13 protein-coding genes are annotated in these 20,040 nt (G+C 65.1%); 5 read left to right on the forward strand and 8 right to left on the reverse strand.

All coding sequences use genetic code 11. From position 1 onward, the window contains the following. Positions 1-21: 21 nt before the first annotated feature. Positions 22-3,303: a helix-turn-helix transcriptional regulator gene (locus AC5Y3Z_RS10345; RefSeq protein ID WP_473138794.1), complete on the reverse strand. Its 3,282-nt coding sequence runs from the start codon at positions 3,301-3,303 to the stop codon at positions 22-24. A 182-nt stretch (positions 3,304-3,485) separates the two neighbouring features. Between AC5Y3Z_RS10345 and AC5Y3Z_RS10350 the strand changes: the two genes are divergently transcribed. From AC5Y3Z_RS10350 to AC5Y3Z_RS10365, 4 genes are read left to right on the forward strand one after another with little or no spacing between them, the layout of a single operon-like run. Continuing rightward, the gene (locus tag AC5Y3Z_RS10350; RefSeq protein ID WP_473138793.1) at positions 3,486-4,733 is read left to right on the forward strand and encodes a cytochrome P450; all 1,248 of its coding nucleotides are present in this window, start codon (positions 3,486-3,488) and stop codon (positions 4,731-4,733) included. A 57-nt stretch (positions 4,734-4,790) separates the two neighbouring features. Continuing rightward, positions 4,791-5,564, forward strand: coding sequence for a PP2C family protein-serine/threonine phosphatase (locus tag AC5Y3Z_RS10355; RefSeq protein WP_473138792.1), 774 nt, complete (start codon positions 4,791-4,793; stop codon positions 5,562-5,564). 37 nt (positions 5,565-5,601) lie between these two features. Next, on the forward strand, positions 5,602-6,249 hold the full coding sequence (locus AC5Y3Z_RS10360) for a hypothetical protein (protein WP_473138791.1): 648 nt from the start codon (positions 5,602-5,604) through the stop codon (positions 6,247-6,249). Between the two features lie 25 nt (positions 6,250-6,274). Further along, positions 6,275-7,891, forward strand: a complete 1,617-nt coding sequence (locus AC5Y3Z_RS10365; RefSeq protein WP_473138790.1) for an FAD-binding protein — start codon at positions 6,275-6,277, stop codon at positions 7,889-7,891. Here the strand turns inward: AC5Y3Z_RS10365 and AC5Y3Z_RS10370 are convergent. The 5 genes from AC5Y3Z_RS10370 to AC5Y3Z_RS10390 all read right to left on the reverse strand — a co-directional run bounded on the left by AC5Y3Z_RS10370 (position 7,867) and on the right by AC5Y3Z_RS10390 (position 14,562). Continuing rightward, complete coding sequence (locus tag AC5Y3Z_RS10370; RefSeq protein WP_473138789.1) at positions 7,867-8,817, reverse strand: alpha/beta fold hydrolase; 951 nt, start codon at positions 8,815-8,817, stop codon at positions 7,867-7,869. The genes AC5Y3Z_RS10365 and AC5Y3Z_RS10370 overlap by 25 nt on opposite strands. 42 nt (positions 8,818-8,859) lie before the next feature. Then, positions 8,860-9,819, reverse strand: a complete 960-nt coding sequence (gene miaA, locus AC5Y3Z_RS10375; protein WP_473138788.1) for a tRNA (adenosine(37)-N6)-dimethylallyltransferase MiaA — start codon at positions 9,817-9,819, stop codon at positions 8,860-8,862. A gap of 204 nt (positions 9,820-10,023) precedes the next feature. After that, a complete protein-coding gene (locus tag AC5Y3Z_RS10380) occupies positions 10,024-10,584 on the reverse strand; it encodes a hypothetical protein (RefSeq protein ID WP_463826411.1) in 561 nt (186 codons plus the stop codon). Next, positions 10,581-11,933 carry an FAD-binding oxidoreductase gene (locus AC5Y3Z_RS10385; RefSeq protein WP_473138787.1) on the reverse strand — a complete coding sequence of 451 codons (1,353 nt, stop codon included), beginning with the start codon at positions 11,931-11,933 and terminating at the stop codon, positions 10,581-10,583. Before AC5Y3Z_RS10385 ends, AC5Y3Z_RS10380 begins: the two co-directional genes overlap by 4 nt. Continuing rightward, positions 11,920-14,562, reverse strand: a complete 2,643-nt coding sequence (locus AC5Y3Z_RS10390; protein WP_473138786.1) for a cytochrome b5 domain-containing protein — start codon at positions 14,560-14,562, stop codon at positions 11,920-11,922. Before AC5Y3Z_RS10390 ends, AC5Y3Z_RS10385 begins: the two co-directional genes overlap by 14 nt. A 963-nt stretch (positions 14,563-15,525) precedes the next feature. Here AC5Y3Z_RS10390 and AC5Y3Z_RS10395 point away from each other — a divergent pair. Beyond that, positions 15,526-17,763: an NADP-dependent isocitrate dehydrogenase gene (locus AC5Y3Z_RS10395; RefSeq protein WP_473138785.1), complete on the forward strand. Its 2,238-nt coding sequence runs from the start codon at positions 15,526-15,528 to the stop codon at positions 17,761-17,763. Between the two features lie 38 nt (positions 17,764-17,801). On the opposite strand, the gene AC5Y3Z_RS10400 is transcribed toward AC5Y3Z_RS10395, so the two are convergent. Together AC5Y3Z_RS10400 and AC5Y3Z_RS10405 are read right to left on the reverse strand one after the other, a co-directional pair. Further along, entirely contained in the window at positions 17,802-19,274 is a 1,473-nt protein-coding gene (locus tag AC5Y3Z_RS10400) for a PPE family protein (protein ID WP_473138784.1), read from the reverse strand. Next, positions 19,271-19,957: a DUF998 domain-containing protein gene (locus AC5Y3Z_RS10405; protein WP_473138783.1), complete on the reverse strand. Its 687-nt coding sequence runs from the start codon at positions 19,955-19,957 to the stop codon at positions 19,271-19,273. Before AC5Y3Z_RS10405 ends, AC5Y3Z_RS10400 begins: the two co-directional genes overlap by 4 nt. Positions 19,958-20,040: the final 83 nt, after the last annotated feature.

The raw sequence follows: 20,040 nt of genomic DNA on the forward strand, positions 1-20,040 counted from the left end.
TGTGTCTGCTCGCCACCGATTTCAGGCGTGGCGGGCGGCTTCCTGGGCCAGTTGGACGCGCGAGGCCAAGCCCAGCTTCGTGTAGACGTGCGTCAGATGTGCCTCGACGGTGCGCGGCGAGATGAAAAGCCGGGCGGCGATGTCTTTATTCCCCAGCCCATCGCTGACCAGGCGGACGACGTCGAGTTCGGCGGGGGTGAGCGAAGCCCAGCCGGACGCCGGGCGTTTGCGTTCGCCCCGACCTCGCTGGGCATAAGCGATCGCTTCGGCAGTGGATAGCGCTGCCCCCTCGGCCCAGGCGGAGTCGAAGTCATTTTGGCCCATCGCATCTCGGAGCGTCGCCACCGAATTCTCATAGGCGGCCTGATGGATCAGGTATCGCACCTCCCCGGTGCGTTGCCGGATTGCCTCTGCGGCACCGAAGAGCCTAGCCGCCTCGGGATAACTCGCGGCTAGCACGGCCAGCCCAGCGAGAAAGTCGACGACGTCCGGCACTCCCAGCTGTGCCCCGGTATCGGCGGCACGCGTCAGCGCTTCGTGAGCGTCACGCTCGGCCGACTCCGCGTTCCCCTCAGCGAGCGCCACGCGGGCACGGGTGTTCAATGCGAACGTGCCGAAATAACCAGCGGTCGCCGGAACTCCGCGATCGGCCCAGCGGCGGGCCGCCACGACATCGCCTTCCGCGAGCTCGGTTTCGGCTCTCCACATCAAGTTGGTCGACGAAAAGCCGGCGTTCGGTATCTGGCCATAAGCTGTCGTGAGAGCGTCGCGCGCGCCTGCGACGTCTCCCACGGCCAGCCGTGACCAACCCAGTGCGAGATAGCCGAGCCCCTCGATCGCAGCACCTAGCTCAGCGGCGAACTCGACCGCCGTCTCGGCCGCGGCAAGCGCTGCAGTCGTGTTGCCGTGCCTCCCCAGTACAAAGCTCTGCGCCATCAGGGCGTTGAATCTCGTGAGCAGGTCGCCGGCTGCATCGGCCTCTGCGAGCAGATCCCCCAATTCATCCGCGGCGCCCTGGAGCTCACCGCGCATCGCCCGTCCCCCAGCGATACCCCATAACCGGCACTGGCCCGACGCCACCCGGTCGCCGACCGAGTCGGCGAGGTCGCGACCTTCGGCCGCCGCGTGCTCGGTGATCGAGCTGCCGGCCATCACAGCGGCGTATGCGCGGAAGCCGAGCAGCTGGCTCAGTCTCCACTTGTCGCCCAGGGCGCGCGCCAGCTCGATCGCCTCGGCGAAGTACGTTGCCGCTTGTTCGGGATCGAAGGCGGCCGTGCCAATGCAGCCGGTGAGAGCACGAACCAGCAGGACGGGGTCGTCCAGTTGGCGAGCAATGGTCAGCGCTTCGGTGGCTTGCTCCCCGCGCTCCGGCATGCCGACCCAGCCGTCGAGGAGTGCCGCGTCGGCCAGCGCCCGCGCCACCACCGCCGGTGCCACCTCGCCGTCCACGGCGTCCAGATCGGTCAGCGCCTCATCGATCCAGCTCATTCCTTCGCGCAGGCGGCCGCGCGTGAGCCACAGTGGCTGCAGCGACGACGCCAGCTGCAATGCCACTTCCGTGTCACACCTCTCGCGGCTCCAGGCGAACGCCGCGCGCAGGTTGTCGAGTTCGGTTTCGGTTTGCTCAACCCGCCGCTGGTGTCCGGTGGCGGCTGGCGCGTCGAGCGCGGCCGCCATTGCGGCGTAGTAGTCGCGGTGGCGTGCACGAACCGTGTCCACCTCACCGGATTCGTCAAGTTTTTCCGCGGCGTACTGCCGAACGGTCTCCAGCAGCCGATAACGCGTTCGCCCTACTGTGTTATCCGCCACCACCAGCGACTTGTCCACCAGTAGCGTGAGCTGGTCCAACACCTGGAAGCGCTCCACCTCTGTGCCCCCGGCCACGGCACGCGCGGCGGCGAGATCGAAGCCGCCGACGAATGCCGCCAGCCGCCGGAATAGGGCGCGTTCGGAATCGGTCAGCAGCGCATGCGACCAGTCGACCGACGCCCGTAACGTTTGCTGGCGGCGCACCGCAGTGCGCCCGCCCCCGGTCAACAACCGGAAGCGGTCATGCAGACTGCTCACGATTTCGTCGAGCGAGAGCGCCCGTACCCGGGCGGCCGCCAACTCGATCGCCAGGGGCATGCCGTCGAGCCGACGGCAGATCTCCTTGACCGTCTCGCTGTCGTCGTCGGCGATGTGCAGATCGGTGCGCGCTCGCCGGGCCCGGTCCAGGAACAGCGCAACGGCGTCGTCCTCCAACGACAGGGACGGCACCCGCCAGGTCACCTCGCCGGGTACGTCGATGGGTTCGCGACTGGTCGCCAGCACCGTCAACCCGGGGCAGGCCGTCAGTAGCGCGGCGGTGAGCGCGGCGATCGCGTCGAGGAGGTGCTCGCAGTTGTCCAGTACGACCAGCATCTGACGGTGACCCACGAACCGGATCAACGTCTCGGTGGTGGAGCGGCCGGGCTGGTCGGTGAGCCCCAGTGCGCCGGCCGTCGCGACCGGCACCAGATCGGGGTCGGTGAGCGGCGCCAGGTCGACGTACCAGGCGCCGTCACCGAACTCGGCGGCCTGCTGGCCCGCGACCTGAATGGCCAGCCGGGTCTTGCCCACCCCGCCGGCACCGGTCAGGGTGACCAGCCGGTTGGCGGCCAGGATGCGCCGTACGCCGTCGATCTCGGCGCCGCGGCCGACAAAACTGGTCAGTTGCGTCGGTAAGTGCTCGGCAGCAACGGTTTTCGATGTCCTCAGCGGCGGAAAGTCGTTGGCGACGTCCGGGTGGCAGAGCTGTACCACCCGCTCGGGACGAGCAATTCCGCGAAGTTCGTGGCGGCCGAGGTCGGTCAGCCACGCATCATCCGGGAGCGCGTCGACCACAATGTCCTCGGTGGTGCCCGACAGCACCGTCTGACCGCCGTGCGCGAGGTCGCGCAGGCGCGCCGTGCGATTGATCGTGGAACCGACGTAGTTGCACCCGTCGCGCAGTTGCACCTCGCCGGTGTGCAGACCGATGCGTAACCGGATCGGGGCCAGCGGCGCTCGTTGCAGGGCCAGGGCACACGCCACCGCGGCGCTAGCGCGCGGGAACGCGACCACGAAGCTGTCGCCTTCGCCTTGCTCGACCGGACGCACCCCGCCATGGGCGGCAAGCAGGTCGCTGAGAGTGCGGTCCAGGCGCGCGAACGCGGCAGTCATCGCGTCGGCTTCGGTCTCCCACAACCGCGTCGAACCCTCGACATCGGCGAGCAACAGCGTCACCGTTCCGGTTGGCAGCTCGCTCACGTCCAACTCAATCCGTCGATCGGTTTTGGTCATGCTAGCCAGGATCTCGGTGCGCGGAGCCGCGAACATCGGGGAAATCCCGTATTCGGACGCGCGGCGCGGCGTTGACCCTGCGGTGGGGGTGGGATTCTCCCGCTTCTTGCCGCCATAGCCGCAGAGTGAATTCCGAGTACTCCCCGATGATCTGGCCTGCGCGATTCAGCAGAGTCGATCCCATGACCACCACACTCAGCAACTGCCCCAGCGTCTTCGAGGCCGGGCTACCGGCGATTGACTACGCCGACGCCCAACACCCCGATGATGCGCACGCGATCATCAGCCGGGCCCGTGTGAGGGCACCGATCGCGATCGGACCCTACGGGCCCGAGCTGCTGAGCTATGACCTGGTGCACACCGCGTTGCGCGACCCCCGCTTCCGCGTGCCGCAGGGCATGTTCCTTGCGGCACAGGGCATTACGTCCGGCCCGCTCTGGGACCGCGTGGCCGCACTCATCATCTGCATCGACGGCGAGCAACACCACCGGCTGAGACGGCTGGTCAGCAAGGCCTTCAGCCCCAAGTCGACCGCGCGGCTGCGCACGACGATCGTCGACATCATCACCGGTTTGGTCGACGGCGTCACTGCGGACGGTCGCTGCGACGTGGTCACCGACATTGCCCGCCAATTCCCCATCCGGGTGATCTGCGCGCTGGTCGGCGCACCGCCGGAGGACTGGGAATTGATCTCGGACTGGACCGACCACATCATGGAGGCCTTCGGCTGGGACGCCGCGAGCCAGACACCCATGATCCTGCAGGCCTGGGAAGCTCTAGACGCCTATATCGACGAGATGATCGCGCGGCGCCGCCACACCCTGACCGACGACCTCCTCTCGGAGCTGATCCGCGCCGAAGACCCCGGCTCTCCAGGCGACCGCCTCAGCGGGGACGAGCTGCGCAGTATGGTCGCCTCGCTGCTCATGGCCGGCACCGACACCACTCGTCTTCAGCTGTCCGCCGCGGTGCAGGTGCTGTGCGAGCACCCCGACCAGTGGGAACTGCTCGGCCGGCAACCGGAGCTGGCCGTCAACGCCGTCCACGAGCTCATCCGCCACTCACCGATGACGTTCGTCACGCTGCGCATCGCCGGCCAGGACGTCGAACTCGCCGGAGTACGAATTCCCGCCGGCACGATAGTCATCGTCAACACCGGCGCAGCCAACCGGGATCCCGCCGCCTGCGACGACCCGGACCGTCTCGACATCCGCCGGGCAGGCGCCCCGCCGATTCAGACTTTCGGCGGCGGTATGCACTACTGTCTCGGCGCCAATCTCGCCCGGCTCGAGTTGACCGAAGCCCTGTCGGTCATGACCCGACGCATGCCCAACGCCCGCCGCACCGGTCCCGCTCCTTGGAAACCGGTGAACGCGCTGGGGGGACCCATCGCCCTGCCCATCGAATTCGACAGGGGGCGTGCGACGTAGACGACGAACCCGGTATCGTGCTGAGCCAGTATCCCGGGGGCTGTCCGAGAAGGAGCGGTGCATGACTCAAAGGCATCGCAACGGCGCCCAGTGACGGCGATCCAGCACGCGGGTCTCAGTGATATCGGCCGGCTGCGCGGCACCAATCAGGACCACTGGGGAGCCGACCCGGATCAGTCCCTGTTCATGGTTGCCGACGGTGTGGCGTGCAGCAGCGACGGCGCGCTGGCCGCGCACCTGATCGTCGAGTTGTTGCCCACCTACGTCGCCCGGCACCTGAAGCCGGCCGATGATGCCACGGCGGAGTCACTGGGCAGCGCAGTAACCGACTACTGCAACGACTTTCGCGCATTCGCAGCCACCGACCCTCGTGCCGTCGGAGCCAACACGACGGTAGTGGCCGTGGTGATCGCGGGGTCCCGCGCGCTACTCGTCCACCTCGGGGACAGCCGGGCCTACCTGTTCCGCGACCAGCAGATACAACAACTGACGCACGACCACAGCGTGATCCAGGATCTGATCGACGCGGGCAAGGTATCGGTCGAGGACGCCGAGCACCACCCCTCCCGTGCGACGCTGACCCGGCATGTGGCGATGCTGCCGCGCCCGTTGCCCGAGACCTCCGAGGTGGATCTGCGGCCCGGCGACCGGATCCTGTTGTCCAGCGACGGGTTACACAGTGTCCTCGCTGACGCGTCGCTGCGCCAGATCCTGGCATCGCACCCCGAACCCGCCGACGCGTGTGCGGCAATGATCGATGCCGCCAACCAAGCGGGCGGGCCGGACAACATCACCGCGTTAGTTGTCAATATTCCGGACGACGATCAATAGCGTTGCCCACGGAGTCCGGCCGGGGAAGGGGACACGAATGGCCAGCAAAGATCGTTTCGCGGTCATCGCCGTTGTAGCCGCACTGGCCGCGGCCTTCAGCGGCTGCTCAACACCGGACCGGCCAACTCCCACCACCACCACCACGACCACCACGTCAGCCACTACGACCACTCAGGCCACCACGTCGGCCCCCGACGGTCCCGGGCGGCACGGAACAGCGGACGGCCTGTCCATAACCCTTGCGCCGCAAGCAGGTACAACCGTCACGCCGGGCGGACCGCCGCTGTCCTTCAACCTCGCGCTGCTCAACACGACACCGACTGATATGACTCAGGTCGGGTTGGTGGTGTCACTGGGTCACTGCGGGTGTGGCTCACCCGAACAGCACATGATGCCACTCGGGTCGCTGCGCATGCTGGACCCGAACACCAAGCAATGGGTCGCGGCCCCGTACAACCGGGAAGCGGGCGGGATGGACTTCATCCTGCAGACATTCGCCCCGCCGTTCGGGATCAAGGCCGGGCAGATCATCAACTATCAGTTCGAGTTGCAGCTCGACGCGCAGCAGGACTTCACCGTCGGCAAGGGTGACGGCGCTGTCCACGTCACTAGGACCGACGCCGCCCACAACGCGATCGGCCCCAGTCCCGCAGCGGCCCTTCGGATTACAGTCGAACCCAGGTAACCCAGACATAACCGGGATGGCAGCAATGGCTGATGACGAGCGGTTCGTTGATTCCGCTGACGTCGTAGTGGTCGGTTTCGGTGCGGCAGGAACGTGCGCAGCCATCGCCGCCCGCGAACAGGGCGCCGAAGTCGTCGCCGTCGACCGTGCCAACGGCGGCGGCTCGACCGCGATGTCAGGGGGCATCATCTATGCCGGCGGCGAGACCTGGGTCCAGCAGCAGGCCGGGGTCAGCGACACCTTCGAGCAGATGCTGACCTACCTGCGCCTCGAAGTCGGCGACGCGGTCAGCCCGCAGACCCTGGAATCATTCGTCCACGGCAGCCCCGAAATGATCCAGTGGCTGACCGATTACGGCGTGCCGTTCGACTCCACGTTATGCCCGTACAAGACCTCTTACCCGAACAACCACTACTACCTGTATCACTCGGGCAGTGAGAACGCCGGTGCGTTCCGCCGGGTAACCCCACCCGTGCAGCGCGGGCACCGCGTCAAGGGCAACGGCACCTCCGGCAAGAAAATGTATGGCCCGTTAGCCAAATCGGCACTGGCACTCGGTGTTCGATTCCACCCGCAGACCAGGGTGACGAAGCTGGTGCAGAACTCCGCTGGTCGGGTCACCGGGGTGGAAGCGATGACGATGCATTACGCGCCGCCCCGCGTCCGCCGGTTGTATGCCCAACTGGCGGATCTGTCGACCAAACCCGGGGTGTACTACCCGCCGCTACGGACCGCAATGGAACGACGGCTGCGCAAGCTCGAACGACGTTATGCCAGAACAGTTCTGATCGAAGCTCGGCGCGGCGTGATCCTCTGCGCGGGCGGCTACATGGCTAACCGAGACTGGGTGCAGCGGTTCGCGCCGCAGTACCTGTGTGGACTGCAGCTAGGCACCAGCGGTGACGACGGCAGCGGGATCGCGCTGGCCCAGAGCGTCGGAGCGGTGACCGAACGGATGGACAACATCTCGGCGTGGCGATTCATCACGCCGCCAAGCGCTTTCCTCAGTGCCATCATCGTCGACGAACACGGGCGGCGAATCATCGACGAGAGCCGCTACGGCGCGGCGTTGGGTCGCGCCATGGTGCGAGACCACAATGCCAAGGGCTGGATCCTGGTCGACGCGGCGCTGATGAAAGAGGCGCGGCGCCAGATGATCAAGCAGCCGCTGTGGTTTCAGCGCGGTCAGTCCGCGGCGCTGATGCTGTTCGACTCGGTCAAGGGCGCCTCGTTGCGCGAGGTCGCGCACGCGGCCGGGATCGATGCCGACGGGCTGGTGGCCACCGTCGCCGCGCACAACGATGCCATCGACGCCGGCCGAGAAGACCCAGCCGGGAAGCATTCCGACTTTGTGCGCCGCATCGGTGAGCCGCCCTACCGGCTGCTGAATATCTCCATCCGGCCCAACCTGCTCAACCCCACTCCGATGCTCACCCTCGGCGGCATCCGCATCGACGAGGGCACCGGCGCGGTACTCGACGGGACAGGCGCGGCGATTCCCGGGCTGTACAGCGCGGGACGCACAGCGACCGGCGTCTGCTCGAATTCCTACGTCAGCGGCTTGTCGTTGGCCGACTGCGTGTTCGGTGGCCGTCGCGCCGGTTCCCACGCCGCCACTCAGCGGTTGGTGGCCGACCGCTGAATCGCCAGCTCGATACCGGCCGCAACCAAATCCGGCTGGTGGATCTGAACGAAGTGGTCACTTCCCGTCGCCACCAGGTGCGGCGTCTGTGGTCGCAGCGCGATCAATGTCGACGTGGCGTCCCGCCAGGCCTGTTCGAGCTTGGCTGCTTTGTCCCCGGCGAGGTCCGGCGGTATCAGAAACGGCTCGGTCCGGGTCAACACCACGACCGGGATGGCCGGGAAACCGGGAGCGGCGGCGACCTGCGCGACGCTGGCGTCGATGTCGATCTCCTCGAAGTTCGTGGCATCCCGCAGTTGCGCGGGTGGCGTGTCCAACTCCCGCCGGTAATCGGGCCAGTCCGACCCCATCAGGTCGGGTATCTCCACCCCGAACGCGTCGACGAACACCACCGCCCGCACCTGCTCCGGGTAGGTCTGGGCGTACAGCCGCGCGAACACACCGCCCAGCGAATGCCCGGCGAGCACGTACGGGCCCGGCACGTGCGCCGCGTCGAGCAGCACGTGCAGGTCGGTGACCACGTCGCGCGCGGTGCGCGGCATCGGGAGCGGCGAACTGCTGTCGCCGACGACGGGGGGATCGGCATAGCGCAGCGTGCCGGGCCGGTCGTAGGCGCAGACGCGATGTTCGCGGGCTACGGTGGGCAGCACGGCCGGGCCGGTCGCCGGTGCGGTGGCGTCGGATTTGCTCCACGGGTCGGACGAATTGTGGTATCCGGATTCCAGAATCACCGTCGGCGTGCCCTGACCGCGGCACTCTAGATACAGATGTCGCCCATTGCCGATGTCGACCGGGCCGGCGATGTCGCCGGGCGCCAGCGGCGGCATCGTCGGGCGACTGGTATGTGAGCAGCCGGCGAGCAGGGCGGCGACCGCCGAGATCACCGCGAGGCGCGCAATTCCCGGCCTGGTCTGCGATATGCGCATCGAAACATTGTGTCGCGCCGGTGGGTGATACGGCCGCCCGGATCAGTTGAATCGTGCCGGCCGACCCGCCTGCCAGGTCCGCAACGCGGCGTCGATCGTGTCTTGACGGCCGGACAAGGTCCCGTCGCTGATGTCGAGCCAGTGCACGCGGGGATCCCGCCGGAACCAGGACCGCTGTCGGCGCACATGTCGACGAGTGGCCAGGGATGTTCTGCGCTGGGCCTCCTGTAACGCGCTGGCATCGCCGCCCTCACGCAAGGTAGCGATGATCTGGGCGTAACCCAAGGCACGTGAGGCGGTGACACTTTTGCCCAATCCGCGCCGCAGCAGCGAAACCACCTCTTCGACCAGACCTTGGTCGAACATCTGCTTGGTGCGCAAGGCCAGCCGCTCATCCAGATTCCGGGTGTCACAGTCCAATCCGATGATGACCGTGTCCCAGCGGGGCTTACCGATGCGCGGCGCGTGGGCCGAGAACGGCTTGCCGGTCAGTTCGATCACTTCCAGCGCGCGTACCGTGCGACGCGTGTCGGCAATCGGAATCGCGGCCGCTGCGGCAGGGTCGCGGCGTTCCAACTCCAGGTGCAATTCGGCGGGTCCCACCTCGGACAACCGCTGCTCCCAGCGGGTGCGAACCGCTTGGTCGGTATCGGGAAACTTCCAATCATCAAGCAGCGCTTGGACGTACAGCATCGACCCGCCGACAAGTATCGGCAGCGCACCCCGGGCGAGGATCGCTTCGACATCGGCCTTGGCGGCCTGCTGATACCTCTCGACACTGGCGGCTTCGGTGATATCGAGGACGTCCATCTGGTGATGCGGAATGTTCCGGCGCTGGGCATACGGCAACTTCCCGGTTCCGATGTCCATGCCCCGATACAGCCGGGGTGCCTCCGCGTTCACCACCTCCACAGCACACTTGCCACCGAGTCTTTCGGCGATGTGCAGAGCGAATTCGGACTTGCCAGTCCCTGTGGGTCCGATGATCGCCATCGGCCTCATGCTCGCTCCATCCCGTCGGGACTTTCGCTCCTTCGCACCGGCATTCCAGTGGCCTTCCTGCGACGACAGCTATTCCGTGCAGCGCACACACGCCAAATGAGAAAAGGATCGGATGGGTCGTATCGCCAGGCCGTCTCGCAAAAGATCAGGTCCTCGCGCTACCGGAAATCCGGACCCCTTACCCTCTCCAAACGGGTTGCGATGTCAGATGACCCACGACTCACCGAGCAGGTGGTAGTCGTCTATTTCGTCGTCTGCGGCGACCGCGTGCACATACTTTTCGGGCTCGTCGGAATAGATCTCGACGATCGAGATCGCGGGCTCCCTGAAGCCGAAGTCGCCGTCGATGTCGGTGTGCAGTATCTGGAACGTTATTTCGATCATGCACATTTTCTCGACCCCGGCAGGGGTGTTATGCAGGAGGACCATCTGGGAGACCCGCCCGCTGGGATGTTTGGGCGGCTGACGACCGTTGGCGAACTCGTCTTCGATGTCGTAATAGCCGGGGAACCAGGTGTTGGTGTAGATGCCCATTTTGAGCAGGAGGTTCATCATGGGTATCCCGACGTATCGCGCGGCGAATTCGTAGGGCGCATGGGGCAGGCGCTTGCGGTGGGTGTAGGTATAGCGGTCGTCGGCCCAGAGAAAGTCATGGTATTCACTGCAATAGGTGAAGTATTTACTGTTCCGGAAGTCTGCCAGGCCCTTCTTGAGTGCAGCGCGCAGCTGTGCTTCCAGCTCGACGTAAAACGGGGCTTTGTTCACAAATCACCTTTCTTGACCGCACCGAACAACCCGTTGCCGGTGAGCAGTTGATCGGGATCGTATTCACGTTTGAGCTGCGCGAGCCGGGTGTAGTTGGACGCGTAGACGGCGCGCGGATCCGTGCTGCCATAGTTCTGGTAGAGCGATTTGCCCAGCATGTGACCCGACATCGCCTGCCAGCAGTCGTCGGCGTAGCTGACATGTTCCTCGGGCGGCTGCCGCTCCTCCCAGGCCGAGCAGATCAGCAGGTTGTAGGTCGCGCTGCGGTGCGGGAATGCGGTGTCGCTGGGAGCGTGGTGGTTGATCCGACCACCTACGTGTTCCACCGAGACCAGGCTGCGCGGTGAGGTGATGGTGTCCACCTGATCCAGCAGTGTTGCGGCGGCCTCAGCGGTCAGCGATCCCGCGCCCAGATATCCGGCCCGCCAGTAGTAGTGCTTGCCGTGGGGCACATGCGCATCGAGCATGCTCTGCAACTCGGAGTAGCGGATCTTGCCGATCTCGTCGCGCAGGGGTGTGCCCAGTGCGCGCACGCGTGCGACCAGCCGTGCATGGTCGGTGGCAGGCAGGTAGGACAGCAGCGACAGGACGCAGACGCGTTGATCGTCGACCTGCATGAAAGTGAGATACATGGTGACATCGTCACTGCACTGGTCAGTGAACTCGCGGTAGAAGTCGAAGACGGCCTTCGCGTCGGCGATCCCGAAAGTTATTGAGCCACCTGATACTTCGGGACCGACCTCGTGCAATCGGTAATGGAAGGAGGTGGCGATCCCGAAGTTACCGCCACCGCCGCGCAGGGCCCAGAAGAGATCGGGATGGTTCTCGCGGTCAGCGCGTAGGTATTCACCACGGGCCGTCACGACGTCGACGGCCAGGAGGTTGTCCGAGGCCAGACCGTGGCGCCGGGACAGCCAACCATAACCGCCCCCCAGCGTGAGTCCTGATATCCCGGTGTGCGACACGGTGCCCAGTGGTGTGGCCAGCCCGAATTGCTGAGTCTCGTGGTCGAATTCGCTGCCGAGCAGACCAGCCTGGGCCCAGGCGGTCTTGTCCTCGCGATGGACGACAATCCCTTTCAGAGCGGACAGGTCGATGACGATGCCGTCGTCGATCATCGCGTGTCCGGCGACGCCGTGGCCGCCCGCGCGGACGGCAACCGGCGTTGACCGAGCGTTGGCAAACCGCACCGTCTCGACGATGTCAGACACGCCGCGGCACTGGACGATCATTGCGGGATGTCTGTCGACACGGCCGTTCCACAGGCGCCGCGCCGAGGGGTAGTCGTCATCCCCCTTGACCAGAAGTCGGCCACGGAGATTGCTGCGCAACCGGTCAACACCGGTCATACTCAGGCCTGCTCTGCCGGAGGGCGCCGAACCGAATTTGTGCGTACCGCGTCAGATCGTCGATATGGTCGGGCGCGGTTTTGCCGACGGCGACGGCGCCCTCGAAGTACGCCTCCCGCAATATGTCGCAGAGGTGCAGGGTCAGCATCCGGCCGTAATCTTCGTAGGTGGCAACGCAGGTGGACAGTCGGTCCGCCCAGTTCGCCACACCGGTTGGCTCCGACAGGCAGTCCTTGACGAAGGCAATCATGTTCTTGTGGTGAGAGCTGCACAGGTTTTCCAGAACGTGTTGCTGCGGAGTGTCGATTCCAAGACATTGCGCCAGTTCTTGGCCCCACATCGTCGCTTCGGGCCAGAGCTGAAGTGCGCTCAACAGACCACACGCCTGCACATAGCTGTCGGTCTCGTTGTTCCGGAGAACCTCGGTCTGGGTGACGACAAATGCATTGGTGTACCGGACCACTTTGTAGAGAAAGGCGGTCAGCGGTTGCAGTGACTCGGGCATGGGCGCCACTGCGCCTTCGACGAACACGTCGGGCATGCCGAGCGTCTTGGCTGCCGAGCCGTGCGCAATCTCGAATTCTTTGGTGATGTCGGTCCCGGCCAGCATCGACAAGATGGTGTCACCGCCGATATGGATGGCCAGAAACCCGGTGATGTCGAGGACATTGTTTCGACAGATGACCCGCACCCGGCAACGCGGGTCCGTTGCGGTGGCGACATCCCACGGATACAGGCGGGCCGCCACGGCCGGCCGCGCGCCCGTGGCCGGCTGCACACAAAAATGGAGTCGCCGCTGTTCGCGTAGACGTCGGAACGCGTCGTCCACCAGAGCGGAATGCATGGCGATCGCCGTACGCAATGCGGTGTGAATGCGCCGCACGAACACCGCGTCGCCCAACACGTAGAGGTGCGCCGGGCCGTCGAGTAACTGAAACAACTCGCCCGCGCGCTGCTGCACGAGACCAACCAGGTTCGGATGCGATACCAAGGTCATGTCCCCGTCCACCAGAGCACGCAGCTCAGCGGGGACGTTCGCCCCTTCCAGCCATACTGCGGCGGCGCGGGCATTCTGGTGTTGTCCGAGCGCTATCCCCATGCCAAGGCAGTCGACATCGGAGAAGATGACGACGGGTGAAGGTTGTTTCGGTGGCCGGCAGAACGCACCTGGTTCGCGCTCTACGAAGCGAATCGACGCGATGTCGTCGACCACAGGAGCCCAGAAGATCGTTTCGTTGCCGCCCGGGTCCCGGCGCACAAAATTCGCCAGAAGCGTTGCGCGCGTTCCATCCCGGTGCTCGATACCGATGGCCGCGCGGTCGCCGGGCAGCCAGCCCAGATCGCGTACCGGCAACCTCCACAATCGCGAGGTGCAGCCACCGGTCTGCACCGGAAGCACATGGGCATGAGCACGCCGCGAGCCGCTGAGTCGTTCGGCCGCACTCACCCGCAAGTGGCGGTTCGCCAGTTCCCACCCCGGTGTCGAGGCATTTCCTTCGATCCCCCCGTTGCTTCTCTCCCGACCACTGAGAATCGCCTGGTAGGAATAGGCGAACACTTTCCGGTGGTGCAACTGGAAGAAATACCCGTAGCTCTCGCACAGGAAGTGGTAGGCCTCGTCGAGTTCGGGGCAGCGCCCGCGATGCGTCGCGACGTACTCGGACACGGGCATATCACCTACGGCGGCAATCAATTCCCGCCACGCGGGCGGCAGCATTGCACGTGTTCTCGTCATGATCTGTCCGAGAAACGAGGTGTACTTGGTGCGCCCGATCAGCTGGTCCATGACGTGCCAGGCGGGCGCGAACAGCCCCGAAAAGCCCTCCTCGCCTTCGGACATCGCGGCTGTCCACCGTGCGGTGGTATTTCCCCACTCGACCGCGCTGACCCGGGTGTCGGCCGAGGCCAGCACTTCCTCGACCAGCGTTTGCCAGATCCGCGCAAGTCGGACTAGTTGTCCTGCCACACCCGCATGATCTTCGGCTTGCATAGCGCGTTGAATCGCCAAGGGAGCACTGACACCGGGGAAACGGGAGCAGATTTCGATGACGGAAAACCAGAACTGGTGTTCGGTCCTCGATAAAAAGAATGGCGCGAGCAACCGGCAGCTGTCGCCTCTGACGCGTTCGGGTGTGTAGCGTTCATCCCCGCCCCACACGAAGTTGGCGACAAACAAGTCACTTTCCACGCAGGACCGATGCCGTCCCATTCGCCGCCACACTGCCTGCCAAGGCTGCATCACCTGCGCTTGCACAGGCGCCAGCACACTGTCGCCGACGGTAGGCACCAGGGTGCCCGCATGGAGACGCTGACTGCCTTCGTCCATCTCCTGCCAGCAGTATTTGAACCCGAGGGCAAGGACGCCCAGGACCATGTTCGCCCGAACCAGATACTTGTCCGGCAGCCCAGTGGGATCCAGCGCGGGCAGGCTCATCAAATTCCGGCACACCTGACCGGCGCGATACCAGGAAGGAATTTCAGCCAGGAATTCGTCCCAAACCCGCCATTGGGCAGGCAGACATCGCGGTAGCGGTTCCCGGGGCAGAAACTCGTAGTCCTGGCTGATAAATCCACGGTGGCCGTAAACATCGGTCGCGCTGTCTTTCAACAATGATTCGACAGGGGTCAAGGGCGGCACAATAACACCTCTCAGTGGAGACCAGCGGGTGTAAAAACTGCTCGATATCGGTGCTTGCCAAACGCGAGGTCAGGCACTATTTCTGCGCGTGTTGCTACCCAGTTCTGCTGCGGGACCGCATATCTCGTCTCGCTGTCGGTTGCCGGGCGAAACTCTTCATTGGGTGCCGCATTGCTCGAGTATCCAGTACTTAGTGGCGCAAAGTTCTGTCGTCCCGCGAACACTCATAGATTCTTCATATCTGACGCAGCGTTTCCTATCGCCACGCCCGCCGGACCTGCGGAGTTATTTGTTTTCTGGACAAGGGCCGAATAACCTCACTTTCCACGAATAGCAAGTTTTCGGGACACCTGTCCCCCGGAGAGAGGCAGGAAATTCGCGAAGAAATCCCGGGCCTCCTTTTCAGGGAGGGCCGAGTACGCGCAATTCGACTGTCGGCCCTCGTTGAGAGCGGTTACCGACGCCGACGCTGCAGCTGGGATCGGCCTTCCTACGGGGAATGCCGACGTGTCTCGATCTCCTTTAGAGGGAGATTCGAGCGAGGGGTGGCCCCGGCTCAGGTGCTGAATCTGAGCGGGACGGACGGAACTATAAACATGTGGTCCACATCACCGCAACCGGATCTCGTGAATTGCCTGAATGTTTCGCGATCTGGACAGCTGCGCCGACCAGGCCGGCGCACTTCACCAAAAGAGCTGGCGCCACCGTCTTTTGGGCAATGCACCAGCGTTCCAGGTGGGCCCGCCCGGCCCCAGTCCGGCCCGCGGCGCGAGCGGATGCACCTGCCATTGCTGCCGCGGGCTCGATACACCGCCGCGAAGTTCATCGGTGGCCGCTTAGAGTCCCCTGTCGGGGTCGGACCCGGAAGTCGCCCGTACGTTAGGGTCGGTTACGTGGCTGACGATGAACTGAGCCTTTCACAATCTGTCCGACACTGACGCCGGGAGAACACGCATGAGCGCCGAGCAGCCGACCATCATCTACACGCTGACCGACGAGGCGCCTCTGCTGGCGACCTACGCCTTCCTGCCGATCGTGCGTGCGTTCGCCGAGCCGGCCGGCATCACGATCAAGACCAGTGACATCTCGCTGGCGGCCCGCATCCTCGCCCAGTTCCCCGACGAACTCGACGAAGACCAGCGCGTTCCGGACAACTTGGCCGAGCTGGGCAAGCTGACCCAGCATCCCGACACCAACATCATCAAGCTGCCCAACATCAGTGCCTCGGTGCCGCAGCTGGTTAAAGCGGTCAAGGAGCTGCAGAGCAAGGGCTACAAGATTCCGGACTTCCCGCAGAACCCGAAGACCGACGAGGAAAAGGAGATCCGCGCCAAGTACGCCAACTGCCTGGGTAGCGCGGTGAACCCCGTTCTGCGGGAGGGTAATTCCGACCGTCGCGCACCCAAGGCGGTCAAGGAATACGCGCGCAAGCATCCGCACAGCATGGGCGAGTGGTCGATGGCCTCGCGCACACATGTCGCGACGATGAAGCACGGCGACTTCTACCACGGCGAGAAGTCCATGACGGTGGACCACGCATGCGACGTGAAGATGGTGCTGGAGACCAAGAGTGGCGAGACCATCGAACTCAAGCCCAAGGTGTCGCTGAAGGACGGCGACGTGATCGACAGCATGTTCATGAGCAAGAAGGCGCTGTGCGAGTTCTACGAAGAACAGATGGAGGACGCGCACAAAACAGGCGTGATGTTCTCCCTGCACGTCAAAGCGACGATGATGAAAGTCAGCCACCCGATCGTGTTCGGGCATGCGGTGCGCATCTTTTATAAGGACGCCTTCGCCAAACACCAGGAGCTGTTCGACGAACTGGGCGTCAACGTCAACAACGGACTGGTCGACCTCTACGACAAGATCGAGTCGCTGCCCGCGTCCCAGCACGACGAGATCATCCGGGATCTGCACGCCTGCCACGAACACCGGCCGGAGCTGGCGATGGTCGACTCGGCCAAGGGCATCTCCAACTTCCATTCCCCCAGCGACGTGATCGTCGACGCGTCAATGCCGGCGATGATCCGCGCCGGGGGCAAGATGTACGGCGCCGACGGGCGGCAGAAGGACACCAAAGCGGTCAACCCCGAGTCCACCTTCTCCCGCATTTACCAGGAGATCATCAACTTCTGCAAGACCAACGGACAGTTCGATCCGGTCACCATGGGCACTGTCCCCAACGTGGGGCTGATGGCTCAGCAGGCTGAGGAGTACGGCTCGCACGACAAGACGTTCGAGATTCCCGAGGACGGGGTCGCCAACATCGTCGACCTCGAAACGGGCGAGGTGCTGCTCAGCCAGAACGTCGAAGAAGGCGACATCTGGCGCATGCCGATCGTGCGGGACGAGCCGATTCGCGACTGGGTCAAGCTCGCGGTCAACCGGGCACGTAACTCCGGCATGCCGGTGCTGTTCTGGCTGGACCCCTACCGTCCGCATGAGAACGAGTTGATCAAGAAGGTCAACACCTATCTGAAGGATCACGACACCGAAGGTCTGGACATCCAGATCATGTCCCAGGTGCGATCCATGCGATACACGCTCGAGCGCCTGATCAGAGGCTTGGACACCATCGCTGCCACCGGCAACATCCTGCGCGACTACCTCACCGACCTGTTCCCGATCCTCGAGCTGGGCACCAGCGCCAAGATGCTGTCGATCGTGCCGCTGATGAAGGGCGGTGGGTTGTACGAAACCGGCGCGGGCGGCTCGGCACCCAAACACGTCCACCAGTTGACGGAGGAGAACCACCTGCGCTGGGACTCACTGGGTGAATTCCTGGCGCTGGGGGCGTGTTTCGAGGACATCGGGATCAAGACCGACAACGAGCGGGCCAAGATCCTGGGCAAGACCCTGGACGCCGCGATCGGCAAGCTGTTGGAGAACAACAAGGGCCCGTCGCGCAAGACCGGTGAACTCGACAACCGGGGCAGCCAGTTCTACCTCGCGATGTACTGGGCGCAGGAGCTCGCCGATCAGGACGACGACGAGGACCTGAAGAAGCACTTCGGCAAACTCGCGGAGGTCTTCGCCAAGAACGAGGACAAGATCGTGTCCGAGCTGAACGAAGCTCAGGGTAAAGAGGCCGACATCGGTGGCTATTACTACCCGGATGCGGAGAAGACCGCAGCGATCATGCGGCCGAGCAAGACGCTCAACGACGCGTTGTCCGACGCCCGGGAGTAACCGCCGGCCTGCCGCCCGGAGCGATGGAGTTCCGGGCGTCAGCGCGGCGGGTGCGTCTCGTCGGTCCACGTGGTGGGCAGCAGCGGCTGCGGCGGCCCGTTGCCGAATGAGTCGGCGGCCAGTTCGGTCATTCCGGCGGGCTCGATAGCCCCGGACGTATGGTGCGTGCCGGTGAAGCCGAACTCCCTACCGGCACCCCGGTCCGAAGCGGTTGCACCGAGCTCTGTCGGTTCCGGGCCAGCCGGCGTCGCTTCATCGGAATCCAGAAATTCATAGACGTATCCGCGGTCCTTGACGTCGGCCGCGCGACGGCGGCGGGCCTTGCGCCGCTGCGCTGCGGTCGAGACCGCCGTCGCGGATGCCACGGCCGCATGATCCGCAGCGGGTGCCTTTGCCGCCGTGTGGTCGGTCAGGGTCGGGCCGACGCCCTGGTCGGGGTCCATACCGCCGACCGCATAGGGCACTGCCGCCGGCGGCCCCGGCAGCGGTGCCGCGCTGGGACCACCGACACCGGTCAGACCGGTCGGGGTAGTCGCGGGTGCCGCGATACCGGTGATCGGCGCGATCGACGCCATCGGGAACGGATTGGATGCGGACTGGTGCGGCAGCGAATCGCCCGCGGCATCGGGCAGCACCGATGCGGGTTCCGGCACCGCCAGGGCGGCCAGGCCGCTGAGTCCGGCCAGCCCGACCGCGGCGGCCATCAGCAGCGGCGACGCCAGGAGCATCCCGTAGAGCGTCCACCACAGCGGCCAACCCCAGAAGTTGTAGCTGATCACAAAAATTATCGGGCCCCAGGTCGTCAGTGCCACAACCGGATTGGCGGCGAAGTCGACCAGGAACGCCTGAATCAGATTGAGTGGGTTGCGCAAGAAATCCAGGGTTTCCTGCCCAGCCGGAAAGGTCAGGATGGTGGGCGCCAACGCGTCGAGGATGTCGTTCCAGATTTGCGCCAAGGACTGCGCTTCGGCTGCGGCGATCACCGGCGGGGCCGGCGAGTCGGCCGGTATTGCCGCCACCGCGGTCTGGGTCACCGCCTGGTAGGTACTCATTGTGGTGGCGGCTTGGATCCACATTCTCGCGTAGTCCGCCTCGTTGAGTGCGATGGGAATTGTGTTGATGCCGAAGAAGTTCGTGGCCACCAACACGCCGTGCACCGCATGGTTGGCCGCCAGCTCGGCCGGTGTCGGCATGGTGGCCAGCGCCACGGTGTAGGCAGCAGCCGCGACCTCGTGCTGGGCAGCGGTGTTGGCGCTGTTGCTGCTCTGCGCGGCCAGCCAGGCCAGATACGGCGCGTGTGCGGCGAGATATCGCTCGGCGGTCGATCCCTGCCAGGACGAGCCCCCCACCACCTCCAGCAAGGTGCTCAATTCTGTTGCAGCGCCCAGATACTCGCGTGCCAGCGCGGTCCAGGCGGCAGCCGCGGCGAGTATCGCGCCGGGCCCGGGCCCGCTGAACAGCAGCACCGAGTGCACCTCGGGCGGCACAGCCGCCCATAGCGGCGCAGTCATCGCCGCGATCCGACGAGGAGTCTGCCGGCGACCGCGGAAACATAGAGCCACAGCACGAGGCTGCCGACCCATGTTGGCACGTAATCGAATTCGTCGGCCCGAGCCGAAGCGTTGACACCCAGATAGGCGCAGACCGCGAGCACCGAGATCCCCACCAGTGCCGACAGCGCGGCCCACCGGTGATCACCGGCCCCGGCAAAGTACCGGGCGAAGGCGAAACATGCCACGGTGACCGCGAGAAATCCGATCATGCCGCCGATGCCGTGGATCCTGGCGGACGTGCTCAACGCGTCGTAACCGGGGAACCCGCCGGACGTTCCCGGCGGGAAGCCGAAGGCGGGCTCCGGCGGACATAGACCGACGATGAGGCCGGCGCCCAGACCGTAACCCACCAGCCCGGCCGCGGCCACCACCCCGGAGCGCTGCGGCCACGCGGACCATCCGACACCCACTCCGAAGGCGACCAGCAGCACACCGTAGACCAATATGTCGATGGTCTGCACCCACCCCCAATCACCCAGCACCAGAAGGCTGTTGGGGTGGCGGCGGATGTCGAATCCAGGCCGCACGGCAGCCAACAGGCACGATGTCACGGTCATGCAGACGCCGGCGACCACGCCGGCCCACAACAGGGTCGCGGCCAGGCGCGGGGCGCGGACGGCCACCTCAGCCTGCAACGTCATCGCGGTACCCTCTCGGAATACTTGGTTAGCCAAACCTAACCGAACATAACATGAATGATGTTCATGTTCGACCCTGTGCAACG

This window comes from Mycobacterium sp. NGS61, assembly GCF_059812325.1.